We start from the raw sequence: 20,673 nt of genomic DNA on the forward strand, positions 1-20,673 counted from the left end.
CCGAACCCCTTGAACGTCATGTACTCGGTCCGCCCGCTGGGCCGGCGGTCGTTTCGACGCCGGGGGCGGACCGCCCGCTGCCTGCAGTTGGGCACGCTTAAGCCGCCCGGCCCGTTTGGCCCGTACATGAACCCACGGGACCTCTCCGCGCACACCGCCTACCGTGCGGGCCGCGGTATCGAGGAAGTCGCCCGCGAGCTCGGTCTGGACCCCGACGCGATGGTGAAGCTATCGTCGAACGAGAACATGTTCGGTCCCAGTCCGCTCGCGGTCGAAGCCATCCGCGAGTCGGCCGAGCGGATGCACCACTACCCGAAGTCGTCCCACGCCGACCTCGTCGAAGCGCTGGCCGACCGATGGAACGTCACCCCCGAACAGGTCTGGCTGGGCAACGGCGGCGACGGGGCCCTGGACTGTCTCGCCCGGGCGATGCTCTCGCCCGGCGACGAGGTGCTGGTCCCCACGCCCGGCTTCGCCTACTACGAGATGAGCGCCCGGTACCACCACGGCGAGGTCGCTGAGTACACGCTGTCGAAGGCCGACGACTTCGCACAGACCGCCGACGCAGTACTCGAAGACTACGACGGCGAGCGAATCGTCTACCTCACCAGCCCGCACAACCCCACGGGCAAGGAGTTCACCGCCGACGCCGTCCGGGAGATAGCCGAGCGGACCGACGGGGAGACGCTCACCCTCGTCGACGAGGCCTACGGCGAGTTCACCGACAGCCAGAGCGCTCGGCCGCTCCTCTCCGAGCGCGACGACGTGGCGTTGTTGCGGACCTTCTCGAAGGCCTACGGGCTGGCCGGCGTCCGCCTGGGCTACGCGCTGGTCCCCGAGGAGTGGGCCGACGCCTACGCCCGCATCAACACGCCCTTCTCCGCGAGCGAGCTGGCCTGTCGGGCCGGTCTGGCCGCGCTCGAAGACGACGACCACGTCGAGCGCAGCGCCGAGACGGCCGCCTGGGCCCGCGAGTACATCTACGAGGAACTCGACGCGCCCACCTGGGAGAGCGCGGGCAACTTCGTGCTGGCCGAGGTCGGCGACGCCGCGGCGGTGGCCGACGCCGCCCAGGCCGAGGGCGTCATCGTCCGCGACTGCTCGTCCTTCGGGCTCCCCGAGTGCATCCGTATCACGTGCGGGACGAAAGCGGACACCAGACGGGCGGTCTCGGTCCTCAACGACGCCATCGCGGAGGTCGGGGCGTGAGAGTCGCCGTCACCGGGACCCCCGGAACCGGGAAGACCACGGCGACGGACCTGCTGGAGACGGACCTCGACGTGGTGCATCTCAACGAGGTCATCAAGTCCGAGGGCTTCTCGACGGGGACCGACGAGGAACGCGGGAGCCTCGTCGCCGACATGGACGCCCTGGAGGCGTGGCTCGACGGCCGCGACGACGTCCTCGTCGAGTCCCACCTCGCCCACAACTTCGCGGCCGACCGCGTGGTCGTGCTGCGCGCCCACCCCGACACCGTCGTCGAGCGCCTTCGCGAGCGGGGGGACTCGGACTCGAAGGCCTACGAAAACGCGGAGTCGGAGGCGCTCGACGTCGTCCTCTCTGAGGCCGTCCACCATCACGGGACCGACAGCGTCTACGAGATAGACACGACCGACCGCGACCCCGCCGACGTGGCCGCCGAGATAGCGGCCGTCGTCGGCGGGGAGCGCGAACCGAGCGCCGGCACCGTCTCCTACGTGGACTGGCTATGACGCTCGACAGATTCCGCCACGTGGCCGACCGAGCGCTCGACCCGTTCGTCGGGCTGGCCCGAACGGCCGGGCTCTCCCCCAACGGCGTCAGCGTCATCGCGTTCCTGCTGGCGGTCGCCGCCGGCGGCGTCTACGCCGTGGCGGCGGGCCGGCCGATACTGTATCTCGTCGGCGCCGTCCTCGTCTTCCTGAACGGCTGGCTGGACCTCGTCGACGGCGCCCTGGCCCGGGAACTGAACGTCGCTTCCTCCGCGGGCGACCTGCTCGACCACGTGCTGGACCGCTACGCCGACATCGTCATCATCGTCGGGCTGGCGGCGGGCATCGGGCAGTGGGCGCTCGGCATCGCCGCCGTCACCGGGGTCCTGATGACCTCGTACCTGGGGACCCAGGCCCAGGCCGTCGGCCTGGACCGCGTCTACGGGGGCGCGCTGGGGCGCGCGGACCGCCTCGCTCTCGTGGGTATCGTCACCGGTATCGCGGCGTTCGTCCGGCCGACCGGTTTCGGACTCGACCCCGTCGGCTGGCTGCTCGTCGTCTTCGCCGTCGTCGGCCACGTCACCGCGCTCCAGCGGTTCTACCACGCGATGGCGGCGCTGGAGTGACGTTTCACTGATTCCGTAGTGGAAGCGGTAAATCACCTGCTACGGACACGAACCGGCGTGAGTGGCCCGGACAGTGGGTTGGAGGGACGCCATGGAGTTTCGTGCAGTCGAGTGTGGAAACCTACCAGTACCGACAGCGGTCACGAGACGCGGATGAACTCCGCGGTACCGCTCTGTTCGACCGTGATGCGGTAGCCCCCGTACGTGAATTCGACCGTCATCTGGGCCTCCGGCTCCGGCGGATTCGAATACAACTCCGAGAGCATCCCGTCGATGCAGTTGTAGGTCGCCGGCAGTTCGGTCACGGAAATTCCTTCGAGTTCAGCAACCACTTCCGCTATCCCGATTGCCGGCTCCTCGATGTCGGTATCCAGTTCCCGGCGAACGATTTCGTCGTTATGTGTTTCTGTCATAGTATCACTGTAGTCGGCGACGGAGCGGCTGGTCGAGACACTGTTCGAGTTGCACAACCGTACTACTGTATCCGAGCGACAGGTATCAAACTGCTATTTGCGAATACAGCCCGTATTTACGTACAGGGCCGGGCTTTCAGGGCTGAAAGTGTGTTTCCGACGACGGTCATCCGAAGACGGACTCGGGGACGAAACTGATAGCGGCGATGAGATAGAGCAACGCCGCTATCGCCGTGAGACGGAACACACCGGCCACACGCCGTCGCTCTTTCGGGAGGGACTCGGCAATACCGGACAGCGCAGCCGCCCCGGCCATTACGAGTAACCAACTGCCCGAACCACCGTTACTGACGCTCCATGCGTATATCCCCAGGAACGCGAGGGACGCGATGAACTGGACCCACGAACTCGGTCGACCTGCAGGCTCGCTGAGGACGAGCTTCTCGATGATGGAGGGCATCAGTCGTCACTCTCGGGCGGATGCAAATAAAGGCTACACGGGATTTTTCGTTCGGTCCCCGTTTGGAAACGTCTCGGGGAGCGGCCGCGTGAGCGGTACGGCGCGTTTCACCAGAGCTAATGAGCCGGGGAGCGCGGATGGGACTGATGCCCTCCACAGAGACTGTCGAGCGACCCCAGGACGCACTGGGCGTCGCCAAGCGCTATCTCAGACGCGAGCGCCTCGTCAGCGGACTCGTCGTCATACTCGTGGTATCGCTGTTCCTCCAGGCGTACGTCGTGACTTCACTCGGTCCGGCGTTTATCGTCGCCGTCGTGTTGCTCGTCGTGGCACGCGCGCCGATACTGCAGTCTACGGGCACAGTGCGGTTGCGAACAGACGACGACATAGAGACTGTCCTCGATGCGCTCACGGGCCCGACGCCGCCGGTGCTCGCCCTGCAGTGGGGGGCCGCCGATGCGGTCACCATCGAGGACGGCGTCCCGACGTACACGACCTCGTATCTGTTCGGTCTGCGCTCGGTCAAACCGACGCTCCATACGCAGACGGAACCCACCTCGGACGGGAACCACCGAGTCGAGTTGGAGCTCAGGATGAACGACGACCCCTGGGCGACGTACGCCGCGGTGGTCAGTGCTGCCGACGGACAGACGGTCGTCGACGTCGAGTACACCTCTAACCGCCGATTCGGTCTCCGGCGCGTCCCACAGCAGCTACTCGCGAAACGCTACCGCGATGCGACGCTCACCGCGCAGGGGTACGAGGTCACCGAGCGCGATACACACTTCGGCCTCTGAGTTGCCGACAACCCCACCCCATCGATGCCCCCGGCTGGAACTGGTGACCGCCGGCAACGGCCCGCAGGGCATCGGATGCGAGCCGACCGTTGCGGTGGTTTCGGCGGTCGGCGACGGCTCCGACGGCTGACACCCGTTCGGTCCCAGCGCACCATTTATACGGGACCCTCTCCAACTCCGCCGTATGGTTCAGTGCGAGATGTGTGGCAAGGAGGTTTCGTCTCCGAGCCGCGTCAAAATCGAGGGGGCCGAACTCGACGTCTGTGACGAGTGTACCGAATTCGGTACCGAACTCAAGACAGAGGATTCCTCCTCGTCCACGTCGACGAAGTACTCCACTTCGTCTTCCGGGTCGGGTTCGTCGTCCTCGTCGTCGTCCAGTACGTCCAGTTCCTCCGGCGGCGGCCGCCGGCGGGACATGTTCGACGAGATGGACGAAATCGCACAGGACTTCGACGACCGGATTCGGTCGGCCCGCGAGTCCGAGGGGCTGAGCCAGAAGGAGCTGGCCCAGCGACTCAACGAGAAGGCGAGCCTCATCCGGAAGCTGGAACAGGGCAACTCACTGCCCAGCGACGACGTCCGGGCGAAAATCGAGAAGTCACTCGGTATCGACCTCAGCGCCGGCGGGAGCTCGGACGAGGAGGAGTGGTCGGGCGGGGAAAGCGACGGGAGCTACACGCTCGGTGACGTCGTCCAGCGGAAGGACTAGAGGCGCAGGTCTTCCTCTTCGACGTTCAGGTCGGCGGCCAGTTCGTCCACCCGGTCGGATATCTCCGCGATTTCGCTCTGGAGTCGCTGGTATCGCTGGCTCCGTTCGAGTTCGGTCCGTGTCTTCTCGACCTGCAGGACGTTGCGCTTTAACTTGCGGGTCGTCAGCGCCTGGAGCTGTTCGTTGTAGGCGGTTATCTTCTGGAGACGCTCGACCACGTCGGTGAGTTCTCGCTGCGTGACGGGCTTGACGAGATAGTCGTCGACGCCCATCTCGATGATGTCGAAGTCGGGGTTGACGGCCGTCACCATCGCAACCCGGCACGACAGGGACTGTTCCTCTATCTCGGCCAGGACCTCGTTGCCCGAGACGACGGGCATTCGGCGGTCCAGCAGGACGACGTCGATGTCCTCGGAGAGGCGTTCGAGGCCCTCTTCGCCGCTGTAGGCCGTCCGGACGTCGAAGCTGTCGGTGAGGTAGTCGGTGTAGAGGTCCGCGAGGTGCTGTTCGTCTTCGACGATGAGTACGGTGGGAGTCGCGTCGCCTGTGCTCACAGCTTCTCTCTCGGGGGATACTGCTCGCAGTGTCTTAATGCCCACTCCTCGGCGCTCGGCCCGAAACACGCAATCTATTTCCCCGCGGCGTTCGCGTCTACGGCCATGTTCGTCCTTGTAAACCTCAAGGCGTACCCGTGTGACCCGATAGAGGTAGCCACCGCCGCGGCCGACGTCGCCGACGACTCCGGCGTCCGCGTCGCCGTCGCCCCCCAGGCGGCCAACATCGAGTCCGTCGCCGAGACCGGCGTCGAGACCTGGGCCCAGCACGTCAGCCCGAACGAGCAGGGCAGCCACACCGGCTCGACGCTGGCCGAGGCCGTCGCCGACGCCGGCGCGGTCGGAACGATGCTGAACCACTCCGAGAACCGCCTCAAGCTGGCCGACATCGACGCCTCGCTCGACGCCGCCGACCGCGTCGACCTGGAGACCATCGTCTGTGCGAACAACCCTGAGCAGATCGGCGCCGCGGCCGCCCTCGGCCCGGACGCCGTCGCCGTCGAGCCGCCGGAGCTCATCGGCACCGGCACACCCGTCAGCAAGGCCGACCCCGACATCGTCACCGGGGCCGTCGACGCCGCGGCCCGCGTGGACGGCGACGTGGACGTGCTCTGTGGCGCCGGCATCTCCACCGGCGAGGACCTCGTCTCCGCCAGCGACCTCGGCGCGACCGGCGTCCTGCTGGCCAGCGGCGTCGCGAAGGCCGACGACCCCCGCGCGGCGCTTGAAGACCTCGTCGCACCGCTCAACTGACGGTCCACCTACGAGCAGTTTTCTTTCAGACGGTCCCATGCGGAGGGCTATATAGCCCTCATAGGAACCACCATATCCGGGAACGGCCCTCCTTAGCACATGTCGGTACAGATCAGCGATGAGCTCCCGGAGCAGTACGAGCAGTTGCACATCGGCGTCGCGCTGTACGACCCGAAGACCGCGACGATACTCGACGCGAACGAGCGGCTGGAGTCGCTGTACGGCTACCCGACATCGGCGCTGAAACGGCTCTCGGTCGACGAGTACTCCGCCAACACGTACGACCACTCGCCCGCGTGGTTCCGCCGGCGGTTCCGGGCGGCGGCAGACGGCGAGTCGCAGTCATTTCGCTGGCGGGTCAAGCGGGCCGACGGGACGCTCGTGTGGGTACAGGTCCACCTCTCGCCCACCACGGTCGGGGGCGAACGGCGGGTACTGGCGGAGGTCCGCGACATCGAGGACTCCACCGCAGCCAGCCAGCGCATCGGGCTCCTCTCCCGCATCATGCGCCACAACCTCCGGAACGACCTCACCGTCATCTCGGGCCGGGCCGAGCGGATAGCGGCCGTCGACAGGACGGACCGCCTCCGCGAGCACGCCGAGGCAATACGCCGGACCGCCGACAACATCGAGCGGATGACAGAGTCGGTGCGACAGATAGAGCGCGCGGCGACGCCGGACAGGACACACCGGAAACGCCAGCGCGCCGCGACCGCCGCCAGCGAGGCCGTCGACGCGCTCCGAGAGCGGTATCCCGACGCCGATATCACCGTCGAGGAAGCGACGCCGATGTGGTTCGACGTAGACGGGACCTTCCGACAGGCGCTGTCCCACGCCGTCGAGAACGGCATCGTTCACGCGACCGAGCCGGAGCCGTCAGTCACTGTCACGGTGGACGAATCGCCAAACACCGGCCGGGTGGAAATTCGCGTGACGGACGACTGCCCGCCGATTCCGGCCGTCGAGATAGAGGCGCTCGACGCCCCGGGCGAGAACGCCAGCACCGCCCACGGCACGGGGGTCGGCCTCTTCGTGATGAAGTGGTCCGTCGAGTCGCTCGGCGGCGAGATAACCTTCGAGCGGGCCGACGACCGCGGGAACGTGGTCAGCTTCTACCTGCCGCCCGAGACGCCGACGGGCTGAACCGTCCTCAGTCGGCCGGCTGGAGGACCGCACGCTCGATCTGTGCGGCGTAGTTCGCGGCCGTCGCGTCGTCGATGTCCCCGTCGTGTTCCTCGCGGACCAGCGCCGCCAGCCGGTAGTCGTACTTCCCGCGGCCCACGTGTTCGACGAGTCCGCGGAGCCGGAGGGTCCGGTTCCGGGCGTAGGCCGCGGTGCGGTCGCCCGAGCCGCCGGCGGAGAAGTGCGCGTTCAGCGGCGTCCCCGGTCCGTGCTCCCGGTAGTACGCGAGCATCCGCCGGGTCTTGTCCTCCAGGTCCGCGATGTCGCCCTCGATGTCGCGGACGACGGCGGGCCTGTCGGCGTCTGATTCGTTCGACTCCCCGTCGGCCTCCGTGTCAGCCGCCGAGTCGTCCTCGGCGACCGCCGCGAGTGCCGCCTCCAGGGCCGCATCGGAGCTGCCCTGTGTCGGCTCCCCGGACGGGTTTTCACCGTTCGTCGCGGCATCGTCCGGCCCTTCGCCCGCAGAGGCGGCCGAGCCGTTTGTGCTCTCGCTGCCGCCGTTCATCGCCACACCGTCGTCGGCGAAGGCGCTGAACGCGTCCCCGAAGCCGCCCCCGGAGGTCGTGTCGGGCTCGGTGTCGTCGGCCGCCTCAGACGACGCGGCTTCGGCGTCGGCATCGGCGGCCGGTCCGGTCGAGTCGGCGGCCGGTTCGGCTTCGCCCTGCTGCCACTCGCGCGTCCGTCGCATCTCGTCTTTCGCGGTCCGACCGGGGTTGGCCCCCTCGACGTGGCCCAGCAGCGCGTCGGTGAACTGCTCTGCCATCCGCTGGAGGTCCCTGGCGTCCTGGAGTTCGGTCTCCAGCTCCGCGATGCGGGAGTTCTTCTTGTCCAGTTCCTCGCGCAGCTCCTTGATGCGGTTCTCCGTGGCCTGCTTCTCCTCGCTGATGGTTTCGAGCTCCGAGACCAGGTCCTCGCTGACGGACTTGAGTTCGGGCCGCTCGAAGTCGTCCAGCCCCGGCGTCGCGCCGGCGTCGAAGGTCTGCTTGCGGTGGAACTGCACCCGGCGGACCTGCTCGGCCCAGTCGGTCATCATGAACGCTTCGCCGTCGTCTAAGTCCTCGACGGCGTCGGCGTACTGGCTGTCGAGGATGCGCCCGACCACCTTCGTGTCGTTGTTCCAGGTGAGCCGGTGCCAGACGAGCCAGTCACACTGGGTGATGTAGTCCTTCTTCACGTCGGCCGGCCGCTGGCTGATGCCGACGATGCCCAGCCCGTGTTTCCGGCCGCGCTTCCCGATCTTGATGAGCATCTTGCCGACCTCGCCCATCGACCCCTGTTCGGGAATCCACTCGTGGCACTCCTCGACGAGCATGAGGAACGGCTGTTTCTGCTTTTTCGCCTTGGCGAACAGCTGCTTTGCCACCTCGGTCAGCAGGCTCTCGGCTTCGTCCTCGTCGAGAAACGAGGAGACGTCGAGGATGATGGGGACGTTCTGTTCCAGCGCGAGCGAGGCAATCTTGCCGGCGTGTTCCTCGGTGACCTGGATGTCACACTCCTCGTCGCCGCCGACGTGGAGTATCTCGTACTCCTCCTTGAGCCCGTAGTACTCCCCGTCGATGTCGACGATGAGCAGGCCGAAGCCGTTGTCCAGGAGCTTCTCCGCGACGACGCTGGCGGTGTTTGACTTGCCGGAGCCGGACTTGCCGGTGATAAAGCCGCGCCCGGTCAGCAGCTCCACCACCGGGATATCGACGGACAGCCCGGGGTCTTCCATCCCGCCGGGCCCGGCGCTCGTGTCGGCCACGGTGATGTGTTCAGTCTCGGCCATGCGTTCTTGTCCGGTGAAAGCACCGCTGGCCCCATAACTCTCCGTCAGACGGGCGTCAGCGGGCTGATGTGTCCGTGAGCAAGGGCTATGATGGTGGCCCCTGTCGTTGTACGCGAACGCGGGGATGGGACTAGATGACACGCTACGAGACGTTCGTCGAAGGCGAGACCGTCTACGTCGGAACGCCCGAGGGCCGGCTGGCCGTCGGCCCGATAGACGACATCGTCTCGGCGGTCGGCGGCCCGGCCTGGACTATCACCTATGCCGAGAGCCAGAAAGACCGCTACCCCGAGATGGACACCGATGACGAGGGGCTCGTCGTCGACGTGGTGGACATGCTCTCGGCGATGACTCACAGCGAGCAGTTCGTCGAGACGCTCGCGGCCCATCCCACGACCGTTCCCGAAGCGGACACCATCTCGCCGCGTGCGGGGCTGTTCGTGGGCAAGCTCCTTGAGAATCTGGAGAACGGGGTCTCCTGAGCGTACGTAACCGGCACTACCCGAGGAAGTCGCCGAGCGAGGCCTGTCCCTCGATGTCGTCCGCATCGTCATCCGGTGCCGCGCTGTCCGTGTCCCCGGCGGAGCTCTCGCCGTCGAAGGCAGTCAGGCTCGCCTGCCCGTCGGCCGTCGACTCCCCAGCATCGGTGGTCGCTTCGCCGGCGTCCGTCTCGGCCGCGGCGTCCGCCCCGGCCCCCGACTCGAATCCGCCGAGACTGACCTGTTCGCCGGCCGAGAAGTCCAGGTTGGAGACGCGCACGCCGAGCTTCCGGACCGGCCGCTCTGTGAACTCGCCGAGCAGGTCGAGGGCGATGGACTCCACCAGGTCGGCGTCGGCGACGGGGCCGGGCAGCGACCGAGCGCGGGTGTTCACGTCGAAGGGCGGTTCGACCACCTTGATGCCGACGGTCTGGTAGCGGGCGCCCTTCCGGCCGGCGCGGTCCGCGACTGCCCGCGCAAGCGTTGTGACCTTCTGTTGTTTCGCCTCGGCCTCCTCGACGGCCTCGGTGAACGCGGACTCGCGGGAGAGGCTCTTGGGGTCGCCCCGAGGGGTGACTTCCCGCGTGTCCTCCCCCCGGGCGTAGCGCCGTATCTCCCGGCCGCGCTCGCCGAAGCGGCCTTCGAGGGCCTCGGGGTCGGCGTCGGCGAGGTCGCCGGCGGTCTCGACGCCGATTTCGCCGAGCTGTCGGGCGGTCACGGGGCCGACGCCGTGGACCTCGTCTACGGGGAGGTCGGCGAAGAAGTCCCGCACCTCGCCCGGTTCGACCACGACGAGCCCGTCGGGTTTCTCGCGGTCGCTTGCGACCTTCGCGGCGCTCATCGTCGGGGCGACGCCGACGCTCGCGACGACGCCGACCTCGGACTCGATGGTCGCTCGCAGGTCGCTGGCCCAGGACGCGGCGCCGTCCCAGCCAACGGCCTCCGTGATATCGAGGTACGCCTCATCGATACTGACCTCCCGAACGGTGTCGCTCTCGGCGTGGAGAATTTCTTTTATCTCCGCGGCGACCGACTCGTAGTAGTCCATGTCGACCGGTCGGTAGATGCCGGTGTCGACCTCGTCGTCGGCGTCCGCTCGCCGGGGGAGCCGTTCGAGCGCCTCGGAGATGGCCATCGCGGATTCGACGCCGTACTCGCGGGCCTCGTAGCTCGCCGTGGCGACGGCGCCGTGTGTCTCGCCGCCCTCGTACCCCATCCCGACGACCAGCGGCTCGCCGGAAAGCGACGGGTCCCGACGCCGTTCGCAGGCCGCGTAGAAACAGTCGATGTCGACGTGGGCGACCACCTGGTCGGGGCGGGCGGTCCCGGGCAGTCGCGTGGCGTCCATGCCGGGTGGATACACGTGGTCGGTAAAAACCCCTCCGTCCGCCGGGCGGCCACAGCGCTGGTCGGTCGGTGTATCGGGGGAACTGGTGGGTGCACTATGCCACAACCAGGTCCCCACCGGTGGGGTGACGTGGTCGTAGCATGAACTTTTCCGTTCCGACGTTCGTTGCCGTCACCCCGTTGGTACCCGACGGTTGCGCGTCTGGCCTGTACGACCGCGCTGTCGTCGCCCGCTCGAATCGAGCGGTCGGTGATGGGCCGCTACGGCGGCGGCCCGGGAACACGTAGGCAGGGGAACGGGCCCGTCAGTCGTCCGTCGCGTGCACTTCCTCGGCGCCCTCGGAACCGGCGCTCGGCGCCTCGGCGCCCTCGCCGTAGGGGAAGTTCCCGATGGTCGCCTCGCGGAACGCCGCCTCGTCGAACTCGTACTCGCCGTCGAGGAACTCGAGCAGCGTGTGGGTGTCCCGCATCGCGTTCTTGAGACACGTCGACGCCCCCGGCGACGGCGTGATGTTGAAGATGACGTCGTCGCCGACGATTTTCGCTTCGCCCATGTCCAGGGACTTGGCCTTCGTGTCCACAATCTGCGGCCGCACGCCGCCGTACCCCTTGGCGCGCTCGATGTCGTCCAGTTCGACGCTCGGGACGACCTTCTGGACGTGGGGGAGGAACTGCCGCGGTCCGACCTCGGGGAGGTCATAGAGCAGGTTCCGGAGGACGTAGGGGAGCAACACCTTGTCCGAGAGGATGTTGGCGTAGCTGAGGAACGCCGCCGCGTTCAGCCCGAACACGTCGAGGAAATCGGAGACAGTCGAGATGTTCCCCCGCTCCAGGGCGGGGACGAGCTTCGCGGTCGGGCCGAAGCGAGTGATGGAGGCGTCGTGAACGTCGGCGTCGCCGTGGACCGCCGCGAACGGGAGCTTCTTCATCTGTAGGGTGTACACTTTCCCGTTCAGCAGGTCGTCGGCCAGGAAGAAACTACCCGCGACGGGGAGCAGGACCTTGTCCTGCCCGTAGCCGAGTTCCTTGGCCATCTGGAGGCTGTGGGAGCCGGCGGCGACGACGGTCGCGTCACAGTCGAAGCGGCCCTCCGTGGTTTCGATGGTGTACCCGTCGAGGGTCGGCGTGATGTCCGTTACCTCCGTCCCGGTGAAGACGTCGACGTTCGCCTCCTCTTCGGCCTGCTCGACGAAGGACTTCGTCGTCATGCCGTAGTCGACGACGTAGCCGTCCGGCGTCTGCAGGGCGAGCATGTCGACGTCGGGGTCGCGCCCCTCCAGGACCTTCGGTTCGATGTCCGCTATCTCGTCGCGCCCGATGGGTCGGAGCTTCGGGAACAGGTCGCCAAAGCCCTCCTCGTGGTAGCGCTCCTCGAGCTGTGGGACCTCGTCTTCGCCCACCGCAAGCACCATCTTCGACCGCTTGGCGTGCATCTCGCGGTCCGGGTCGTGGTTCTCCAGATACCCCGCCAGAAGCTCCGCGCCCTCCTTGACCTCCTCCGCCTTCTCGAGGGTGTAGTTCGTCTCGATGTCGCCGAAATGCAGCGTCTGGGAGTTGTTCGTGTGATGCGAGTTGATAGCCGCGACTTCGTCTTCCTTCTCGACGAGTGCGATAGAGTCGATATCGGTGAACTTCGCGGTCGTGTACAAGAGCGATGCCCCGCTGATTCCCCCGCCGACGATAACCAGATCGTATTTCCCTGACATTGTTTGACTCTCGCTATGCCTACCCGTGCGCTCCAGACTCATAACTCATATTTTTCCGAGTGTATTTCTACAATCATCGAATCGAACATCGACTAACCGTGTAACGCCGCGGGCCTGACGGACGGGAACACAGCTATCGCCGGCTGACCGGCCCAGTCAGTATATTTATTTGCATTACCAGTCAACTATACCGACATGTCCCTCGTCGCGGACCTCCAGGAACAGATTGGCGACAATCTCAGGGCCGTTGCCTCCTACGAGGAATCCGAGTGGGCCCTCCGCTACGAGCGGGAAGACATCAAAGCCAAACCGCGGATTTTCGAGAAGATTCACGAGGAACTTATTCTGGAGGGGATGGGCACCGAGTATCTCGAAAGCGTCTTTCAGGTCGGTCAGCTCAACTGCACGATGCACAGCTTCGAGGAGGCGATGTGCTTTCACTTCGTCCGTGGCCCGATGCAGGGCGTGTTCATCTCTATCGAGCCCGAGACGATGCTGTCGCTGAATTCGTTCGTCAGTATCTGCAAGGAAAGCGAGCTTACGTCTGAGTTCTGACCGGGCTGTCTCAGAGGAACACCGTTCGGCCGGAGCGGGACGAAACATGAGCTACGTCGTCATTCGAGAACTTTAGTGTCTACTCGCCCTGATTAAAATTCCGACCAAGCATGGTCCCCCTGACCATACCACCGACCTCTGGCCAATCTATACAAACTGAGTGGGCGTACATGGGCTAACTTCTCCCCTAATGGACGGTATAGGTATGCCAAATCTAAGCGAAGGAAGGGAGAGAGGTTTACTCCGCGAAAAAAGTAGATTCCGGGTTAGCACTGACCGATGACGTTTGAGCTACCCCCATTCGGATTCGACCAGACAAGCTTCGCGCCCCGATTGATACCTTCAGCGATTGTTTCTCCTGACGAAAATGTCCCTCCCGAAGGAGAGCCTTTCAAACTACCGCTGTTCACGCTGAGTTGGTCCGGATTAAGGTTGTCTCCACCAGCGTGGACCATAGTATTCGTGGCAGCTACATTACCTGCGGCACTTGGGAAGTTACAATCAACACTTACCTGCGGTGCCGCAGTTGAGGTAGAATCCCCAATTCCGAGCACGAACGATGCAATTACCGCTGCTAGTATAACCGTGATTGCGACCATGAGGATGACACCAATGACTGGTGACACAGCATTGTCATCAGAGAGTAACTTCTTGAGTTTCATCTAGTCACTTAATGGAGAGTATCTGGTATAAAGCTAGTTACTTTACTATTAACTGGCCTGGCAAACCGTGTTGAAGAGGTCAAAAAGGGGCTTGAACGGTGTATTGGAATGTAATTTTTCCATCAGGTACGATTTGATGCGCCACATTTCTTCTATTTAAAAGTCACAATTCCCCCTTCAATAAATTCAAATCATAAGAATAAATCTGACATCTTTGTAATAGTATGCTGAAAATTAAATTTATAATAGTTAAAATAAGGAAAAATACTGTTCTTTAGCAGCCCCAAAGGTCATTGTGTATTGAATCCGACCTTGTTAGATTGTTACCCGAAATTTCCTGTTGTAGTTGTCTAATTTTGCCCGATTCATTGAGTAATACCTTCTGTAACCTAGTGAATAAGGTAAGCTGTCGGAGTTACGGAAAGGGCCACTAAAGAGTACGATATCTGCACATAGGGATGTTCAGGTGCGACAAAGCCTTTGACGAGGTGGTAAGCAAACTGATGTCCGAGTCTGACCCATCGACACGCTCGCAGCTCTCTGAAGAGACTCCTTTGACGCGTAGGAGACGAAATGCGTTAGTAGTATACCTCTGGTTGCCGCTATGAACTTCGCTACGCGTACACGTGCTTCAGCCCGTTCTGTGAGTGTCCCATCAAGGAGCTGACCGTGACTGAGGAGGTCACGCTTTTCGAGGAGGTCTGCTAAGGCAGGAGTATTACATCTATCCGCGGGGTCGAGACCGCTCAGATGTCCCGGTGGTTCGACGGCACTCATCAGAAGGACTCAGAAGAGGAGTCATCACTGTTGCCGCGGGGCCGCGCAGCACCGCGCCCACGTTCCGGGCTTCCAGTAGGTTCCGGGTTGTCGCGTTGGGGTGGGTCCTCCCTCCGGTCGTCCCGTGTGGGCGCTCCACTCAGTCGCGCCCTTGTGGCGGCTGGAGCAGCTGGTGATTGCGTGCCCTCGAGTGCAGACGCAAGGAGAGAGTCGGGGAGATCGCGGTAGCAGTCTACACAGACCGAGAGTTCTGCGCGGTCGGTGGAGCTGTGGTTGATACAGATTTCGCTGCAGTTCTCACAGCGATAGTGGACGTATTCGGTCCACTGAGTCATGCCGACGCACCTCCTCCAAAATCTGCAAGCCGGGTTTGTGGCTCCTCTTCCTCGAAGCGAGATTCCGGGTAGTTCGCAAGGAGTATAGAGTCGAACGCATCCCAGAATCCGATATCTTCGGGCTGGACACGTTCCCAGAAGCGGCCTTCTGCGAGTGCACGCTCTACACGGTTGTATTCCTCACGCTGCCAATCGTCGCGCTCGACGATGTGAGTCACGCCGACCACCCCGACCTATCAGAATTACTAGTATGAAATGCGGCGTTTCTGAAATTGCCGAAAACAGCGCCTACATGTCTGCTATCTTTAGAAAAGTTAAAGAACGGAATGGGGTCGGAGGGATTTGAACCCCCGATCGGCTGATATCTCCAACCAGCGCCTCGGAACTCCAGAGGGTCATCGTCGCGAGTCGGTGATCAGCCGGTCGCTCAGTATATCAGCCCTCGGATGTCGTCCCTGGCGCGTGGCCTCTGGAGTCAGCCGCCTTCCCGGACTAGGCCACGACCCCGCACTCCGTCGTATGCCGATTAGTTGTAAAGGGATTTCGATTGTAGGACGCTAGTCCCGGTCGGTCTCGGACCAGTCACACTCCTGGCACTTGTAGCCCGTGACGAACTCTAGCGCCGACGGCATGTACCCGACGGCGAGGACGTTCTCGCCACAGTCCGGGCAGTCTCGGTCGGCGTCTTCGATCGGCTCTGCGTCCATCACGCTCTCGCCTTCGATGAGTTCGGCGAGGCTCTCGGGGGTCTGCATGCGCCCCTGGACTACGCGGTTGTCAGCCATACCGGACAGCGGAGCGTCGGCCGCCTAAAGCTTCCCCTCCGGGCCGGGATGAGAGAGTCCGTAACTTCACCTGTGGCGTTGGCTGGACGGCGTGGTTGTGAGGTTCCCGCTGTGATCAGTCTCGGTGTAGTCGACGCGTACATCCTCGACTACACCGTGTTCGTATAATCAGGCGGGCATCCCTTTCCAACGGCTACGCCGGTGGGGGCAACGATAGCCGTGAGTCGCCCGTAGCCACGACGAGCCGTCCTAGAGCCACGGGGCGCGTTCCTGGTCGGGGTCGTACTCCACGGCGGCGCCGTCGTCGGTGCGCTCGTCGGCCGCGACACCCTGCGATGCGCCGCCGTCGGAGAAGGCGGCGGTCAGGTCGACGCTGTCGGGGTGGTACTCCTGGTGTCGCTCGCGGGCGTTCTCCGGGTCGAACGAGAGCAGTGCGGTAACGCCGAGGACGGCCAGCGCGACCGGGGCCTCGGTCGGGAGGAGGCCGAGCACGGAGAGCGCGAGCACGCCCAGTGCGACGGCGCTGCCGAACCGAAAGCGGTCGATGTCCACGGCGTTGCGCAGCCACGGGCTGGCGAGCGCGACGACGAGCGCGAACCCGACGCCGATGCCGGCGGTCCCGGCGGCCCGAGCGAGCATTTCGGGGTCGGCATCGACGACCAGCGTTGCGCCGGCAGGGTCTATGCTTGCCAGGAGACCGAGACCGACGATGACGGCGGGCCGGGGAAGCAACTCACCGATGCGGGCGCTTGCGGTCTGGGCCGCGATAGCCATGATGACGATACCGGCAAAGCGCTCGAACGTGGCGAGGCGGACGACGCCGGCTATCGTCGGTGCGATGGCCGCTTCGAGTATCGCCACCGGAATCAACACGGCGCCGATGAGCAACACTACCTTGGCCTGCTGACGGGGCGAACCGTCCATCTCCGCGAGGACGACGGCGACCATCGCGGAGCCGCCAAACACGAGCAGACCCACTTCGAGCATGCCGGACCACGTCGTGAGCGCACCCGCGAGGACGAGGACGGGGAAGATACCGTCCACGAGAGGTAGTCCCATGACCGTCGCGAGCAGTCGGCCGCCGCGACCGACCTGCCGCTCTATGTCGAGGGCGACCGGGTGTCTGGAGCTACTCATCGACGACTAGGGATGGGGATACCCCGATTCCCCGGCAGTGGCTGCTGCGTCGTCGGTACTGGCGGACTGCCAGTTCCGCTTCCCAAAGCCCACCGAAAATGTGTTTGCCGACGCCGTGGCACGCGCGGTTTGCCGGTCGGTGTGGTCGCTGGTGGAATGGGAGCAGCGCATGTCTATAATTAACTTTCTAGAGAGTATAAGCGTTGTGTGAGAATCGGGACCACACGACGGGAAACGTCTGATTTACCGCTCGGTAATTGGACGAGCGTAGCAGATTGTCGTAATTTGGGAACGAATCGCATGCTATCAGCGGCGGTTTCCGGGCCCGCGTACAGAGTCACGGCATGCGAGTCTACCACAGTGCATACGAGTCTCGCAACGTTTTTTGCCGACGGTCATGGACGACTTACATGGCGAACGATTCCGAGCCCTTCTCCGAGAAACTCCGCGTTCCGGAGTCGCTGACATTCGACGACGTACTGCTGCGACCGAAAGAGTCCCGTGTCGAACCTGACGAGGCCGACACCGCGACGCGTGTCTCGAAGAACGTCGATTTGAACGTGCCCGTGCTCACAGCCGCGATGGACACCGTCACCGAGAGTGACATGGCCATCGCGATGGCCCGCCAGGGCGGGCTGGGCGTCCTCCACCGCAACATGGACGACGACGAGATGGCCAACGAAATCGAGCGCGTCAAGCGCTACGACGAGCTCATCATCCGCGACGTGGTAACGGCCCACCCCGAACAGACCGTCCGGGAGGTCGACCGGATGATGGACCGCAAGGGCGTCTCCGGTGCTCCGGTCGTCGACGACGAGACCGGGGAGGTTCTGGGTATCATCTCCGGGACCGACATCCGACCGTACCTCGAAGTCGGCGAGTCCGACGCGGTCACCGAGGCGATGACCGACGAGGTCATCACCGCCTCGGAAGACGTGACCCCGCGGGAAGCGCTCGAACTGATGTACGACCACAAGATAGAGCGCGTCCCCATCGTCGACGAGGAGAACCGACTGGCCGGGCTCATCACGATGCGTGGCGTCCTCAAGCGGCGTGAGTACGACGACGCCGCCCGCGACCCTGACGGTCACCTCCGCGTCGGCGCCGCCGTCGGCCCGTTCGAGGTCGACCGCGCCGAGACCGCCGACGAGGCGGGCGCGGACGTCCTCTTTATCGACTGTGCGCACGCCCACAACGCGAACGTCATCGACAGCGCCCGGGAAATCAAGGAGACTGTCGAGGCCGACGTCGTCGTCGGTAACGTCGGCACCAGCGAGGCCGCCGAGGCCGTCGTCGACTTCGCCGACGGCGTGAAAGTCGGTATCGGGCCGGGCTCTATCTGTACCACCCGCGTCGTCACCGGCGCCGGCATGCCCCAGATAACGGCCGTCGCCCAGGTCGCCGACGTGGCCAGCCAGCACGACGTGCCCGTCATCGCCGACGGCGGTATCCGGTACTCCGGCGACGCCATCAAGGCCATCGCGGCCGGCGCGGACGCGGTGATGCTCGGCTCGTACTTCGCCGGCACGGACGAAGCTCCCGGCCGGGTCATCCAGATGAACGGCAAGAAGTACAAGCAGTACCGCGGCATGGGCTCCGTCGGCGCGATGAACGAGGGCGGCGGCGAGCGCTACCTCAAGGAGGACGACGAGGACGAGGACTACGTCCCCGAGGGCGTCGAAGCCGCGACGCCGTACAAGGGGTCGCTGGCCTCCGAACTCCACCAGCTCGTCGGCGGGATGCAGTCGGGCATGGGCTACGTCGGCGCCGAGACCATCCCCGAGTTCAAGGAGCGCTCGGAGTTCGTCCGCGTCTCCGCGGCCGGCCAGCAGGAGAGCCACCCCCACGACGTGATGATCACGGACGAGGCGCCCAACTACAGCCCCGACAGCTAACTGACGGGCGGCCGGCTCCAGACGTAGAGCTCCGTCTGCGGGCGGGCGCGTCCAGAGAACGCCGGAGAGTGCGAAACACGGTACGACACAGGAGAGTCAGAGAGATGACCTCGTATGAAACACACGTGGGCGGGAACGCGTCCGTCGGTGAGATGGCCCGAGCGGTCCGCCGAGCGGTCTTCATCGAGGAGCAAGGCGTCGACGAAGCCGACGAGATGGACGAGAAGGACGAGGTCGCGACCCACGTCGTCATCACCGACGACGGCGAGCCGGTCGCGACGGCGCGGTTCCGCCTCGTCGAAGCGACGACCGTCCGAATCGAACGCGTCGCCGTTCTCGACGCCTACCGCGGTGAGGGGTTGGGCACGGAAGTGATGGATATCGCCGAATCGAGGGCCCGCGAGCGGGGCGCAACATCGGCGTTCCTGCACGGCCAGCTGCGGGTCGCGGCGTTCTACGAGCGACTCGGCTACGAAACGGACGGCGAGCAGTTCGAGGAGGCCGGCATCCCGCACGTCGAGATGGTCAAGTCACTCGACTGAGCGCGTGTCGGGTCTGCTGGGCGCCAGTCGGAAGCAGGTCGGACGGGATTCGAACGACCGTGAAGTGACTGCTCCCCATAAGCAAACCGCTCCACAGCAGCATCGCCACTCGCAGTTTTCGAAGCAGGGGGCCGAAGGGATTTGAACCACGGTCGGAGCGAGGCTCCTCCCTGATTCAAACCTTTCCGCCCAGTTCAGTCCACGTCACACCGCGTTCGACAGGACGTTGTACGGGCCGGAAGGGATTTGAACCCTCGACCGACGGCTTAAGAGGCCGTCGCTCTGCCAGACTGAGCTACCGGCCCTGCGTATCTTGGTTACGGAGGGGTTTGTATATACGTTTCCTTTCGGTTGCCCGACGGCGGGACGACGGTGGCCGGGAACCGGCGACCGGCCACTTGCGTCGGCAGTTCAGATGCCGTACTCGAGCGTGTCTCGGGTCCCGGTTACCGTGGCCGTGTTGCCGTCGGTGCTGACGGTGAGGTCGTCGAGGTTGGACAGCGAGCCGTTACCGGTGTCGTTTGCCTCGATCCACTCCTGGATGTCGCCTTCGTTCACGTCGCCCTCGCTGTCGTAGACGAAGACGTACTGCGACTCGGTCGTGTCGCCGTTGATGGAGTCGGCCTGGCCCTGGGCGACGACGCCATCGAACCGACCCGCGGAGATGTTCTCGTCGGCGCCGTTGTCGGAACCGATTTCGTTCGCTCGGACGGTGAAGGTGACCCGAACGCCGTTGTTGAGCGTGTCGGTGAGCGTGCTGAACGTGTCGTTGCTGTCCACGTATCGGTCCGTGCCCTCCGTGCCGGCGTCGATCATTCCCTCGACGACATCGGGGGCGGAGACCGGGGAGGCCTCGTTCGTGGCGTTCGGGGCTCGCTGTGCCTCGATGATGGTGCCGTCGCCGACAGCGATGGCGTTCGGCGATTCTTCGGGCTCTGCCTGGACGTATATCTCGTAGTCGTTGTACGTGGAGTCGGACTCGTACTGTGTGCTGCCGCTGTTTCCGGAACTGCTACCGAAGCCAGACGGCGTCGGCGTAGCGACCGCCTCGGCAGTGAGCTCGGACTTGACCGCCTCGGTGTCGAACGAGCCCGTGATAACGCGGCCGTCCGGGAGATTCAGCTCCATCGAGACGTCTTCGACGTTGATGCCGAGGTCGGGGTAGCTATTGCCCTTCGCGCTCAGCACGGCAATCTCGCTGAGGTTATCGCTGTTCGAGAAGAGGTTCGTGTAGCTGTTGGCCGAACCGGTGATGCCCTCGCGGTCGCTCTTGAACGTGTCAGGCGCATACACCCAGTTCGTGTAGCTGCCGAGGCCGCCGCCTCCGCCCGGGATGAGGTCCTGAACCGCACTACATCCCGAGAGGCTCCCGACGGCGCCGAGCGCGGCCGTCCCTGCTCCCACCCGCAGCAACTTGCGTCGTGTAATCTTTTCAGACATTATCAACTCTTGTTCGGTTACATTCTTATAGTGTTTACTACTCTCCCTAATTACACC

23 protein-coding genes and 2 tRNA genes are annotated in these 20,673 nt (G+C 64.5%); 11 read left to right on the top strand and 14 right to left on the bottom strand.

Annotated features, from left to right (window positions below; translation table 11 throughout):
- Positions 1-126 precede the first annotated feature (126 nt).
- Genes hisC through NJQ98_RS09075 form a run of 3 tightly spaced genes read left to right on the top strand, consistent with a single transcriptional unit; the run spans position 127 to position 2,317 of the window.
- Positions 127-1,209 carry a histidinol-phosphate transaminase gene (gene hisC, locus NJQ98_RS09065; protein ID WP_262177952.1) on the top strand — a complete coding sequence of 361 codons (1,083 nt, stop codon included), beginning with the start codon at positions 127-129 and terminating at the stop codon, positions 1,207-1,209.
- Entirely contained in the window at positions 1,206-1,712 is a 507-nt protein-coding gene (locus NJQ98_RS09070; RefSeq protein ID WP_262177953.1) for an adenylate kinase family protein, read from the top strand. The genes hisC and NJQ98_RS09070 overlap by 4 nt, the downstream gene beginning before the upstream one ends.
- Positions 1,709-2,317: a CDP-alcohol phosphatidyltransferase family protein gene (locus NJQ98_RS09075; RefSeq protein ID WP_262177954.1), complete on the top strand. Its 609-nt coding sequence runs from the start codon at positions 1,709-1,711 to the stop codon at positions 2,315-2,317. Before NJQ98_RS09070 ends, NJQ98_RS09075 begins: the two co-directional genes overlap by 4 nt.
- A 140-nt stretch (positions 2,318-2,457) precedes the next feature.
- Here the strand turns inward: NJQ98_RS09075 and NJQ98_RS09080 are convergent, their stop codons facing one another.
- Positions 2,458-2,730 (bottom strand): HalOD1 output domain-containing protein, encoded by a 273-nt coding sequence (locus NJQ98_RS09080; protein WP_262177955.1) that lies wholly within the window; start codon positions 2,728-2,730, stop codon positions 2,458-2,460.
- A 166-nt stretch (positions 2,731-2,896) separates the two neighbouring features.
- Positions 2,897-3,190, bottom strand: a complete 294-nt coding sequence (locus NJQ98_RS09085; protein WP_262177956.1) for a DUF8011 family protein — start codon at positions 3,188-3,190, stop codon at positions 2,897-2,899.
- Positions 3,191-3,336: 146 nt separating this feature from the next.
- Between NJQ98_RS09085 and NJQ98_RS09090 the strand changes: the two genes are divergently transcribed.
- Together NJQ98_RS09090 and NJQ98_RS09095 are read left to right on the top strand one after the other, a co-directional pair.
- Positions 3,337-3,987, top strand: a complete 651-nt coding sequence (locus tag NJQ98_RS09090) for a hypothetical protein (protein WP_262177957.1) — start codon at positions 3,337-3,339, stop codon at positions 3,985-3,987.
- Positions 3,988-4,171: 184 nt separating this feature from the next.
- A complete protein-coding gene (locus NJQ98_RS09095) occupies positions 4,172-4,699 on the top strand; it encodes a multiprotein bridging factor aMBF1 (RefSeq protein WP_262177958.1) in 528 nt (175 codons plus the stop codon).
- On the opposite strand, the gene NJQ98_RS09100 is transcribed toward NJQ98_RS09095, so the two are convergent.
- Positions 4,696-5,253, bottom strand: a complete 558-nt coding sequence (locus tag NJQ98_RS09100) for a response regulator (protein ID WP_262177959.1) — start codon at positions 5,251-5,253, stop codon at positions 4,696-4,698. The two genes, NJQ98_RS09095 and NJQ98_RS09100, sit on opposite strands and share 4 nt — an antisense overlap.
- Positions 5,254-5,358: 105 nt before the next feature.
- Here NJQ98_RS09100 and tpiA point away from each other — a divergent pair, with 105 nt between their 5' ends.
- Both tpiA and NJQ98_RS09110 read left to right on the top strand, forming a co-directional pair.
- A complete protein-coding gene (gene tpiA, locus NJQ98_RS09105; protein WP_262177960.1) occupies positions 5,359-6,006 on the top strand; it encodes a triose-phosphate isomerase in 648 nt (215 codons plus the stop codon).
- A 99-nt stretch (positions 6,007-6,105) separates the two neighbouring features.
- Positions 6,106-7,149, top strand: coding sequence for a PAS domain-containing sensor histidine kinase (locus NJQ98_RS09110; protein WP_262177961.1), 1,044 nt, complete (start codon positions 6,106-6,108; stop codon positions 7,147-7,149).
- Positions 7,150-7,156: 7 nt separating this feature from the next.
- On the opposite strand, the gene NJQ98_RS09115 is transcribed toward NJQ98_RS09110, so the two are convergent.
- Positions 7,157-8,956: a helicase HerA domain-containing protein gene (locus NJQ98_RS09115; RefSeq protein ID WP_262177962.1), complete on the bottom strand. Its 1,800-nt coding sequence runs from the start codon at positions 8,954-8,956 to the stop codon at positions 7,157-7,159.
- 134 nt (positions 8,957-9,090) lie between these two features.
- Between NJQ98_RS09115 and NJQ98_RS09120 the strand changes: the two genes are divergently transcribed.
- Positions 9,091-9,438: a hypothetical protein gene (locus tag NJQ98_RS09120; protein WP_262177963.1), complete on the top strand. Its 348-nt coding sequence runs from the start codon at positions 9,091-9,093 to the stop codon at positions 9,436-9,438.
- Between the two features lie 16 nt (positions 9,439-9,454).
- On the opposite strand, the gene dinB is transcribed toward NJQ98_RS09120, so the two are convergent.
- Positions 9,455-10,783: a DNA polymerase IV gene (gene dinB, locus NJQ98_RS09125; RefSeq protein ID WP_262177964.1), complete on the bottom strand. Its 1,329-nt coding sequence runs from the start codon at positions 10,781-10,783 to the stop codon at positions 9,455-9,457.
- 304 nt (positions 10,784-11,087) lie between these two features.
- Positions 11,088-12,488, bottom strand: coding sequence for an FAD-dependent oxidoreductase (locus NJQ98_RS09130; protein ID WP_262177965.1), 1,401 nt, complete (start codon positions 12,486-12,488; stop codon positions 11,088-11,090).
- A gap of 195 nt (positions 12,489-12,683) precedes the next feature.
- Between NJQ98_RS09130 and NJQ98_RS09135 the strand changes: the two genes are divergently transcribed.
- Positions 12,684-13,043, top strand: coding sequence for a DUF7522 family protein (locus NJQ98_RS09135; RefSeq protein ID WP_262177966.1), 360 nt, complete (start codon positions 12,684-12,686; stop codon positions 13,041-13,043).
- Between the two features lie 266 nt (positions 13,044-13,309).
- Here the strand turns inward: NJQ98_RS09135 and NJQ98_RS09140 are convergent, their stop codons facing one another.
- The 6 genes from NJQ98_RS09140 to NJQ98_RS09160 all read right to left on the bottom strand — a co-directional run bounded on the left by NJQ98_RS09140 (position 13,310) and on the right by NJQ98_RS09160 (position 16,739).
- A complete protein-coding gene (locus tag NJQ98_RS09140) occupies positions 13,310-13,705 on the bottom strand; it encodes a type IV pilin domain-containing protein (RefSeq protein ID WP_262177967.1) in 396 nt (131 codons plus the stop codon).
- Between the two features lie 462 nt (positions 13,706-14,167).
- Positions 14,168-14,482, bottom strand: a complete 315-nt coding sequence (locus tag NJQ98_RS19220; protein ID WP_489146075.1) for a DUF8148 domain-containing protein — start codon at positions 14,480-14,482, stop codon at positions 14,168-14,170.
- 331 nt (positions 14,483-14,813) lie between these two features.
- Complete coding sequence (locus NJQ98_RS09145; protein WP_262177968.1) at positions 14,814-15,035, bottom strand: hypothetical protein; 222 nt, start codon at positions 15,033-15,035, stop codon at positions 14,814-14,816.
- Between the two features lie 109 nt (positions 15,036-15,144).
- A tRNA-Trp gene (locus NJQ98_RS09150) sits at positions 15,145-15,324 on the bottom strand.
- Between the two features lie 50 nt (positions 15,325-15,374).
- Positions 15,375-15,602, bottom strand: a complete 228-nt coding sequence (locus tag NJQ98_RS09155) for a DUF5795 family protein (RefSeq protein ID WP_262177969.1) — start codon at positions 15,600-15,602, stop codon at positions 15,375-15,377.
- Positions 15,603-15,851: 249 nt separating this feature from the next.
- Positions 15,852-16,739, bottom strand: a complete 888-nt coding sequence (locus NJQ98_RS09160) for a DUF5794 domain-containing protein (RefSeq protein WP_262177970.1) — start codon at positions 16,737-16,739, stop codon at positions 15,852-15,854.
- Between the two features lie 410 nt (positions 16,740-17,149).
- On the opposite strand from NJQ98_RS09160, the gene guaB reads away from it, so the two are divergent.
- Positions 17,150-18,634: an IMP dehydrogenase gene (gene guaB, locus NJQ98_RS09165; protein ID WP_262177971.1), complete on the top strand. Its 1,485-nt coding sequence runs from the start codon at positions 17,150-17,152 to the stop codon at positions 18,632-18,634.
- A gap of 104 nt (positions 18,635-18,738) precedes the next feature.
- Positions 18,739-19,176, top strand: a complete 438-nt coding sequence (locus NJQ98_RS09170; RefSeq protein ID WP_262177972.1) for a GNAT family N-acetyltransferase — start codon at positions 18,739-18,741, stop codon at positions 19,174-19,176.
- 231 nt (positions 19,177-19,407) lie between these two features.
- On the opposite strand, the gene NJQ98_RS09175 is transcribed toward NJQ98_RS09170, so the two are convergent.
- Together NJQ98_RS09175 and NJQ98_RS09180 are read right to left on the bottom strand one after the other, a co-directional pair.
- Positions 19,408-19,481, bottom strand: a tRNA-Lys gene (locus NJQ98_RS09175).
- A 106-nt stretch (positions 19,482-19,587) separates the two neighbouring features.
- A complete protein-coding gene (locus NJQ98_RS09180; RefSeq protein ID WP_262177973.1) occupies positions 19,588-20,616 on the bottom strand; it encodes a hypothetical protein in 1,029 nt (342 codons plus the stop codon).
- Positions 20,617-20,673 lie beyond the last annotated feature (57 nt).

This window comes from Haloarcula laminariae, assembly GCF_025457605.1.
In the GTDB taxonomy this organism is placed as follows: domain Archaea; phylum Halobacteriota; class Halobacteria; order Halobacteriales; family Haloarculaceae; genus Haloarcula; species Haloarcula laminariae.